Source organism: Streptomyces bicolor (assembly GCF_000719285.1).
In the GTDB taxonomy this organism is placed as follows: Bacteria; Actinomycetota; Actinomycetes; order Streptomycetales; family Streptomycetaceae; genus Streptomyces; species Streptomyces bicolor.
The window spans coordinates 24,058-32,896 of sequence record NZ_JOFS01000055.1; the positions used below are offsets into that span (position 1 = coordinate 24,058).

8 protein-coding genes and 2 pseudogenes are annotated in these 8,839 nt (G+C 68.0%); 6 read left to right on the top strand and 4 right to left on the bottom strand.

The annotated features are described in order from the left end of the window. Window positions 1-99 precede the first annotated feature (99 nt). A pseudogene (locus IF78_RS47135) lies at window positions 100-506 on the bottom strand (zinc-binding dehydrogenase); the annotation flags it as partial. Between the two features lie 518 nt (window positions 507-1,024). Between IF78_RS47135 and IF78_RS0140300 the strand changes: the two are divergent. Together IF78_RS0140300 and IF78_RS50120 are read left to right on the top strand one after the other, a co-directional pair. Continuing rightward, window positions 1,025-1,582, top strand: a complete 558-nt coding sequence (locus IF78_RS0140300; protein WP_031487542.1) for a DUF3291 domain-containing protein — start codon at window positions 1,025-1,027, stop codon at window positions 1,580-1,582. Between the two features lie 163 nt (window positions 1,583-1,745). Beyond that, a pseudogene (locus IF78_RS50120) lies at window positions 1,746-2,064 on the top strand (transporter); the annotation flags it as partial. Between the two features lie 693 nt (window positions 2,065-2,757). Here the strand turns inward: IF78_RS50120 and IF78_RS0140315 are convergent. From IF78_RS0140315 to IF78_RS0140325, 3 genes are all read right to left on the bottom strand, one after another. After that, window positions 2,758-3,492: a dienelactone hydrolase family protein gene (locus IF78_RS0140315; RefSeq protein ID WP_031487543.1), complete on the bottom strand. Its 735-nt coding sequence runs from the start codon at window positions 3,490-3,492 to the stop codon at window positions 2,758-2,760. A gap of 598 nt (window positions 3,493-4,090) precedes the next feature. Beyond that, window positions 4,091-4,630, bottom strand: coding sequence for a hypothetical protein (locus IF78_RS0140320; RefSeq protein WP_158751667.1), 540 nt, complete (start codon window positions 4,628-4,630; stop codon window positions 4,091-4,093). Window positions 4,631-4,803: 173 nt separating this feature from the next. After that, window positions 4,804-5,025 carry a hypothetical protein gene (locus IF78_RS0140325; protein WP_051828611.1) on the bottom strand — a complete coding sequence of 74 codons (222 nt, stop codon included), beginning with the start codon at window positions 5,023-5,025 and terminating at the stop codon, window positions 4,804-4,806. A 213-nt stretch (window positions 5,026-5,238) separates the two neighbouring features. Between IF78_RS0140325 and IF78_RS0140330 the strand changes: the two genes are divergently transcribed. The 4 genes from IF78_RS0140330 (at window position 5,239) to IF78_RS50565 (ending at window position 7,749) form a co-directional block, all read left to right on the top strand. Then, complete coding sequence (locus tag IF78_RS0140330) at window positions 5,239-6,030, top strand: hypothetical protein (protein WP_199921463.1); 792 nt, start codon at window positions 5,239-5,241, stop codon at window positions 6,028-6,030. Then, window positions 6,023-6,508, top strand: a complete 486-nt coding sequence (locus IF78_RS0140335) for a GntR family transcriptional regulator (RefSeq protein ID WP_051828613.1) — start codon at window positions 6,023-6,025, stop codon at window positions 6,506-6,508. Before IF78_RS0140330 ends, IF78_RS0140335 begins: the two co-directional genes overlap by 8 nt. A 610-nt stretch (window positions 6,509-7,118) precedes the next feature. After that, a complete protein-coding gene (locus tag IF78_RS50560) occupies window positions 7,119-7,496 on the top strand; it encodes a DnaB-like helicase C-terminal domain-containing protein (protein WP_031487548.1) in 378 nt (125 codons plus the stop codon). Beyond that, complete coding sequence (locus tag IF78_RS50565; RefSeq protein ID WP_031487549.1) at window positions 7,471-7,749, top strand: DnaB-like helicase C-terminal domain-containing protein; 279 nt, start codon at window positions 7,471-7,473, stop codon at window positions 7,747-7,749. The genes IF78_RS50560 and IF78_RS50565 overlap by 26 nt, the downstream gene beginning before the upstream one ends. Window positions 7,750-8,839 lie beyond the last annotated feature (1,090 nt).

Sequence of the window (8,839 nt, forward strand, 5' to 3'; positions counted from 1 at the left end):
TGTCGGTCCACAGCCAGGCGATCGGGGTGCTGGTGACGGCCCGCGATCGGCTGGCTGTGCGAGTCGCCGGCTCAACTGGAACGTCGCGGTACCCGGCAAGGCCTGCTGGTACGGCTCCGGGCGGTCGACCGCCTCGATGACGACGTCGGCGCCGAAGCCGCCGGTCAGTTCGCGGATCGCTTCAACCCGGTCGGTGTCCTTGGAGTTGACGGTGTGGGTCGCGCCCAGCTTCTTCGCGGTGGCCAGTTTGCGGCCGTCGATGTCGACGGCGATGACCTTCGCCGCACCTGCCCGGTTCGATCCGGCGATCGCCGCGGCTCCGACCCCGCCACAGCCATGACCGCCACGCTGTCGCCGCGTCCGACGTTGCCGGTGTTGATGGCCGCGCCGATGCCCGCCATCACGCCGCAACCCAGCAGTCCGGCGGCGATCCCCGACGCGGCGGGGTCGACCGTCGTGCACTGCCCGGCCGCCACCAGCGTCTTCTCCGCGAATGCGCGAAGCCCGAAACCCCGAACCGGCACCGAAGTCCTGCTCCCTCCCGCCCAACCACTCCACAGCCGTCCATCTTCCCGTTGGACGGGCCGTCCCATGAGATCTCCCAGGCGAGTTACAGCAGCTGTCCTTTGACACTGAACCAAGTCGCTCCGTCATCCAACCCAGTCGACGCCGACAACGCCGCTGGCGTCGCCCCGCCACACCGGCTTGAGCGGGGTTGTCGATGCTGCTTATCGGCATGTGATGGGCCGATGCGGACTTCCACGGAGGCAGGCAGCGCAACCGCCCCAGTTCACGCAAGGACCTGTGTAAGAGGGCCACTTGGACAGGGAAATTGCAACTTAGACATGGCTCGCAGAGGCAGCTACCTTCATCTGGTCTTCGGTGGTCGCCACGGTCGCGCAGGGGGTCCTTCAGGCTGGGCCAGCCGCGACGGGATGAGTCGCTCACGCCCCACGAACCCTCGCCCCATGCGTGAGCCGCCGAACCGGGTCCACGCCAGGCAGCCCCAACCAGGGAGAGACGCATGCCCCATCTTGCTCTGTACACATTCGGCGTCCTGAAGTCACCTCTCGCCGATCCCGCACCTCTCACGCGCGAGTTCTACGACATTGGTGAGGCCGTCTACCGGAAGATCTCTCAGCACCCCGGATACCTCGCGCGTGCTGAAGCGGCAGGCGGTGACCGGGGCGAGCTCTTCGAGGCGGACTGGGGTGCATGGGGAGAGTTCGCCGTACCGACTTGGTACGGCAAGGGCCATACGCTGGAAACCACCGCCCTGGCCGCGACCCTCTCACTCTGGACCGACCTCCGCCCCGCCTTCGACGCCATCTACACCGGTCTCCACCGTGAGGCGCTGAACAGGCGTTACGACTGGTTCGAGAGGACAGGGCACCCAAATTACGTGTTCTGGTGGGTCTCCGACGGCGTGATACCCACCTGGCAGGACGGGGTTTCCAGGCTGGAGCACCTCCACGACCACGGCTCCGCGCCGCACGCCTTCACCTTCCACGACTCGTTCGCCCCGGACGGAACTCCGACCAGGATCAAAGGCATCGGGCCGAAGAGCGACCAGGTTCGCTGACAAGGAAACCTGAACGACTGGATTCGCTGTCAAACGCCTGGATTGAATGACGGCGAACAGCAACGGCCTGGCTCCGACTCCCCGTCACGGACATGTAGCCTATGAATCATCGCAGTTCAGCCGGTTCAGGAGCTCCTGCGGTCGGCATCGCCGAACCGGCACCGGCGGCGGGGCCCGCTACGACGCGCACGCCGTGCGGGAGCATCGGCGCTCGATCGACTTGGTCCGCTACCGGTACTTCGGCAACGAACTGATCGGCCATGAGACCGTGGCCTCCGTCACGGCGCATTCGACCGCGGCCAGGCGGTTCGCTGGCGTTCGACCGGGGTGAAGGTTGCTCGCAAGCAGGGTGGAGCCCTGGCGGAGCTGGTCGCGTTACGCGGGTCCAGCGCAAGCAGTACACCGCGTATCAGAGGCTGCGGAACTTCGCTTGTGTCTGCCCGCCACAGCAGACGAAGCTCCTCGTCTGCCTGAAGGCCGATGATCTTGGATGCTGCCTCTCAACGCGGTCGGCAGGGCATGGAGGTGGACCACCAATGGTGCGGCGGAGCCCGGTTTCGGCAACCGGGATCCGCCGCGATCTTGCGCGCCTGAATTGGACTCCGAGTTCGGCTGCAGCGTACTTGGGCTGCGGGCAGAACCGGATGAGGGCGTGAAGGTAGGAGGCGTTCAGGCCCGGAGCGTGCGGACGTGCGTGGCGTCATTGATGGTCGCGGTGGCCCCCTTGCCGCAGCTGAGCGTGACGCAGCCTTCTCCTTCACCCCGTCAGCTGCGCGATCATCTCGCCCTCGCCGCTGGTGATCGCCGTCACCTCTATCGGCCCGAGGCCGTAGATTTGCGGCACTGCCACGACGTCTCCCACGACGACCTCGATCTCACACGTGCCGTCAGCGCACGGCACGGTCGGTGAGGGCGAGGGCGTGAACGTCTGGGTGGCGTCGGACGCCGATGACCCGGAGCCGGACCTGCTGGGCGGGCCCTCGGCGGGGGAAGCGCGCGCCGCCGAGTGGGCGGCGTGCGAGCAGGCCCGGAGAACTGGTGTGTCCTCACCAGGCCGGGCGTGTCAGCTCGTTGCGCGGCCAGGCTGACGCGGGCCCTGCTCGTGCTGACCAGCACCGGGATCGCCCGCTGGCACACGATCGTGTCGGCGGACCGGCGCCGGCCGGGCTGGTGCCTCAGCTGTTGGCCAGTGTGCGGTCCAGGAGGGGGAGCAGGCGGTCCCAGTGGTGCTGCAGTCCGGTGGGGTCGAAGGCGTCGGTGTCGGACATGGTGAACCCGTGGACGGTGCCGGGGTAGATCTCGGAGGTGTAGTCGACCTTCGCGGCGTCCAGGGCCCGGTTGAGCTCGCCCAGGGCCTCGGGCGTCAGGTCGCTTTCGGCGTGGCCGAAGTGGATCTGGGCGGTGATCTCAGCGAGGGCGTCGGGCCCGTCCGCGCCCACGGGGGCGTGGAAGGCGGCGAGGGCGGCCACCCGTCCGGGGTGGGCTGCGGCGGTGCGCATGGCCAGGAGGCCGCCTATGCAGTAGCCGGTCACCGCGACCGGTCCGGCGGCGACCTCGGGCTGGGTGGTGAGGAACGTGAGGTAGGCGTCGGCGTCACGCCGTACGCGTTCGGCGGTGTGCGCTTCGATCAAGGGCATCAGCTGGGCCATGAGGGCGGGCCGGACCTCTTCTCCGATGTGCTCGGGAAGCTCGATCAGCGGTGCCGGGCCGTGCCGGTAGAAGAAGTTGGGGACGAGTACGTAGTACCCGTGCCTGGCCAGTTCGCAGGCCATGTCCCGCAGCACAGGCCGGATGCCGAAGCCGTCCGCGTACATCAGCACCCCCGGGTGCCGCTCGCGGAGGTTGGGGAATGCGGCGAAGGCGTCGGCCTGGCCGTCCGTGGTGGGAATCTGCAGCGTCTTGGTGGGCATGAATTTCCTGTCGTGGTTGATGTCTCGAGCTTGTGATCAACACGACGGAGGCGGAGCCCGCGCGGCAGCGCAAGATCCTCGATCGAACAGCAGGCCCGCACCGGCCCGTGCGGCGCTCAGAAGAGCACCGGGTCACCAATCCGTGTGTGGCGCGATGCCGTCCCGGTAGTCATGACCGCACAGCTTAGCCCACCGGGCACAAGCCGGCGCCAGCCGCTCGAACGAGGTACAGCCGCCGCACAGTGTCACTGCGGCCTTTTGCCGCCGAAGTTGGTCGCCCCAGGTCAGCAACACCTCAACGACTTATCTTCGTTGTCAAGGGCCCTTGTCCCTTGCCATCCCGGATCCGACTTCTAAAGCCGCGCCGATGGGCCAGCACGACACATCACCCTGCTGTTGCACACTCGAGCTCTCCATCTCGAAGCGACGCCGACGCCGCGCAAGTGAAAGGCAGTTGTAGGTCCAGATGTCCGGGGCCCGAGACGGGCGTGCCGCTTCGAGTCGGTTGGCCTCGGAGGCCGGCAGCGCGTCGTGGGTCAGCTCGCGCTGTAGGTTCCGCTGGAGTTCCCCGGCGGCGCCGCCGAAAACGACGCCCGCCCTACTCCGCCGGGAAGAGCCGCAGCTTCGCGGTGTCTCCCGCGATGGTGAGAACGGCGATCGACAGCTCGTTGACGGTGGAGGGCCCGCCTTGGTCGGGGCGCTGCCCGAGCAGGTTGGAGGTGAATCCGCTCGCATCGACCGAGCTCAGGTCCACGCCCTCGGCACCGACGGCGCTGACCGTGAAGGGTCCCGCTCGGAGGGCGTCGGCGCGCGGGATTTCGGTGCCCTTGGTCACGACGACCGTGCAGCTTCCGTCTGCACAGGCTCGCAGCTCGGCCGGGGTTGACGGCTTCATCGGCTTCATCGCGGTCGGCGACGGCGATGAGGAGGGCTTCGTGGGCGTGGGCGAGGCGGGCGACGGTTCGGCCGAACGCGAGGTTGCGGCTGGCGCGGGTGCCCCCGCGTCGTCGTCCGAGTCGGAGCCGCAGCCGGTCAGCGCGGCGGCGAGGGCCAGGAGGGTGCAGACGGTCCCCGCCGGGCCGCGCACCGCAGACAGCCTGGCCCTTCGGCGGCGCGCCGGTGTTTCCGATGTGGTCATGGGACCGTTGTATGCGCGGGTGCCCGGGAGGGTTCCCGTGCGCCCGTCACCGCGGTGTCGGCCCTGTTCTCCCTCCGGGTGGCGACCGGCCCGGCGGTTGGGCGATGTGGGTGGTTGGAGGTGACGTGCGCTTCACGTAGGAAATCTTGAGCACACGCGCTGCTGGCGCCGCGCTACACGTGCCGGACGACCTGATAGATCGTCTCGGAGACGGGTGTCGGGTGCGGGGCGTTGTTCCAGCCGATCTCCTCAGCGCGCTTCTCGATCGCCCTTCGTGCAGCCTGAACCGCGGCTTCGTCCTCGAAGAGGGCGACAGACAGTCCGTTGCCGGTGGCAGGATCGATGAGGTGGTAGGCGCCATGGACGCCGGGCACGGTGGCGGCGGCATCCAGCACCCAGTCAGTGGATCAGTGCACGAGGGAACGCCGCATGCCCAATCCCACGTCGCCACCCTGGGCCGGAGGGCGTCCCTCCTCGCCCGGAGGGAACTCCCTTGCGCCAGAAGCCGTCTCCTCATGTATCGCTTTGTATCGAGCGTTTGACACAAGTTCCCGCCCAGTGCATCTTGTACCCACTGCTTGATACAAGACCGTCCGGGGGATCTCCATATGCTTGACACTGTTCCGCTCCAGTCCCGGTTCCTCGACCACGCCGACCACTACGCCCGCTGGTCGTCTCTGGCCATCGGTATCGTGAGCGCACAGCAGTTGGTCACGATGGAGAGCGGCGACATCGCGATGCCCCTCGTGTTCGCCATCACCGCTTTCGGTCTGTGCGCGGTGGGAGGTGTCCTGCTCGGCGACGCCCTGACCCTGCGTCCGCAGGAAGCGGTACGCACCGCGAGTCTCGCCCCGCGCCTGGTCCGAGACCAAGTGCCGCCCCGGATGGCGCCCCTGCTGCTTGTGCAGGCGGCGTCCCTCGTCACCCTGCTGGTGATCGGTGCGGTCACGGCCACGGACCCCGAACGGATAGGCAGACCGGGGCGTGTCATCACCGTCACCTGCGAAGGGGTGCGCGCATCCCTCGGTCCCTGGCCCGGCCTGTACTACAGCGGCCCGATGTTCGCCGCCCTCGCGGTCGCAACCCCCGTCTGCGTGTGGGCCCTGCGCCGTATCGCCCACGGTCCGGGCGACGAACAGCAGCGCCGCGACCGCGCGTGGGCGATCACCGGGGCCTGGGGGCTGCTGGTGTCGAGCCAGGTGCTGCTCGTCGTTGTGATGATCTTCATCGCGCTCACGGAGAAGGCCTGCGCCGGCCCGCTGGGCGCCGTCACCATCGTGGTGATCTGCCCCCTGGGCCTGCTGAGCCTGTTCACCTTCGGATGGTCCCTGGTCACCGTGGTGGCACCCCGGGCGGTCGACGACGAGGCAGCCGACGATGGGACCCTCGACGATGAATGACCCCGCCGTCCGCGTCGACACCACCAGCCAGGTACCGCCGTACGAGCAGATCCGTGCCCAGCTGGCCGCGCTGATCCGCACCGGCCGGCTGGCCGAGGGCGAGCGGCTGCCGACCGTACGCCAGCTCGCCGCCGACCTCATTCTGGCGCCTGGCACCGTGGCGCGTGCCTACCGCGAGCTGGAGCGAGCGGAGCTGATCCGCACCCGTCGTGGCGCGGGCACCCGGGTCGCGGCGCTCCCGCCCGAGCCGCACGCGCACGATCGGGACCAACTCACCATTCTGGCCCGGGACTTCACCTCGGCCGCCCGAGCACTCGGCGCCGGCACCGAGGACATCCTGACCGCCGTCCGTGACGCCCTGGACCCGGGGCCCACCTCCTCTTCGGCCACCGCCGACAGCCCAGCGCGTGGCTCCAGGACGGCCGAGTCGTCGGCGCAGGTCACCGGCGTGAGAAACAGGCGTGAGCGGCCGGCGTAAGTAGCACGTGGCTGACGACCCAGGCGTGGTCGGTTCGAAAACGGCAGGGCCGGACCGGATCAACTGAGACGGCGTTCGGCGTCCACCTGCCCAGGACTGCGTCACCCGAGATTGCCGGCCCTCCACGTCTCAACCGAACTGGTCGCCGCAGGGCAGGGGTCCGACTCGAAGCCAGATCATTTAAGACGGGACATACGTGACCGCTGTCCCTTACTCCCGCTCGTAGGGCGGGACTTACACCACGTCACTTCGCGGTCCTCGGTCGGGCCGATCGATGCTCGAGGCCACAGGTGGTGTCTCCCCGTGGCCTCACATGTGGCCGGCGGACCGGGCGCCCGGGGCGGGGGGCGCGTGCGCTCCGGGATCCAAGGGAACCCACGACAGCCAATGCTGCGGCAGGCGGCTGCTGAGCCTGGTCCGCATCGAGCGAGGCCCTCGAGCTTGTTGTTTGTGGATGGGCGGGGCGCTGTCAAGAGGTGAGAGATTGATGGGCGGCATCGCTGTCCTCGGGTTTTGAATGGACTGCTCGGTGGCGGTCTGCGCCCCGGACGGCTCACCGCGATCGCTTCGCGCACCGGCATGGGCAAGTCCATGCTGCATGGTCCGGACGATGGCTGCGGAAACCGGCGTCCTGACCGAGAGGATCCGGAGCCAGACGCTCGACGAGGGTGAGTGGGAGCTCCTGCACGCGGCGGCGGCCGACACCGACAGCAAGGCGCTGTTGAGCTACGGCGGAGACGGCACAACCCCGAACGTCGCGGAGATTGAACGCGAGTGTGCGAGGACGGTGCGTCGGCACGGCCGTCTCGACCTCTTGGTCGTCGATTACCTCGGCCTGATGCACGGCACCTTGGGACAGCGAGGCTCAGCTGCGGACCGGCAGACGGAGGTCGCCCATGATGTTTCCGATCTCCAGGGCCTGGCCGATGGTCTTCAGACCAGCGGTTGTGATCGTCGAGCAGTTGACCCGGGCGTGCGAACTGCGTGAAGACCACCGGCCGCGGCTGAGCGACCTGTGTCACGGCGAGGCCCTGCTCAGCCGGGTGGAGACGGCCATCCTGCTGTACCGGCAGTGCTACTACGACCCGCAGCACCGTGTCGGCCGCTACGACGAGCGCACACCGGATCCCGAGCTGTATCCCGCCGACCTGTTCCCACGCCACGGGCTGCCCGAGCCGGCGGTCCAGCACGCCGAGCTGCACGTGCCGCACAACTGGCACACGGTCGGACCGGGACCGTAGACGTCGGTGTGGAGCTCGCCCGAGCCCGGTTCTTCGACCTGGCCTCGGCTGCCGCCAGCTGACCTTCGGTAGCGGGTCGGTGACCTTGACGAACCAGGCGCCTCGCCCGGAACGCGGCACCCCCCAGCTGGCCGAGGAAACCGGCGCCTACCGACGCCTACCGACGCCTGACGGCGCTGCTGCTCGTCACAGGGCCACACAGCGGTGAGCGGCAGTCGCGAACGCGCCATCTGACGCTCTATCCCAGCCTGGGGAGGGGTCCCGATCGCCGCCTCTATTATCCGCCCATGCGATGGTTCCGCAGGAGAGGTAAGAAGAGTCAACTATCCGGCGAGTCGCGGGAGATAGCAGCTCTGGAGGAGGGATCGGAACCCGAAACAAAGATGGAAGTGGAGCCCGAACCTGAGCCAGCCCCGAAGCAAGGGTCGGGGCGCGGCGGAGCACCGAGACCTAGGTACAAGCGGAGGAACCACAGGGTTGACTCGACGGCCACAAAACAGCGAGAACCGCAGCCGGACGCCGCCCCACGAGGATTTTCGTCGGGCAAGGTGAGAACGAAGAAGTCCCACCGCATCGAACCGCGTCCGAGATGTGTGAGTTGCCGACGATACATCGATCCTGAGGACTTGCGTCCCGACCCGATGGGGGAGCGGGGCTTGTGGGACATCGCCGCGAACCTCGGTCTGACCCGGGAGGATCTGGCTGGGCCGATAGCCGATGTCAGCGCCCAGCTCTATGCGCGGCGGTGTGATCGCTGCAATTCCTGGATGTGCCATGTGTGCGTAGACAAGGTCACCGGGCACGGTCGTCGGCCGGCCAGGCACCAAAGCTGCGGAGGCATCTTCCGGCCGAAGCAGGTCGGTTGACGGAACCGGGCTTTGCCCTCCGGCTGGAGCAAATTGGCCCAGCACGGCCACGCAGGCCCCACGCCGTAACTGCGAGCATCCACGAACTGCCCAACGAGTGATCAAGGGATCAGAAACACGCACTTAGAGGGCGTTTACATCGCAATTACATGCATTTCGCCTGGTATGCGGATCGGCTTCGGGAGTGCTGGTGATGCTTGAGGGGCTGACGATGCAGAAGAGGC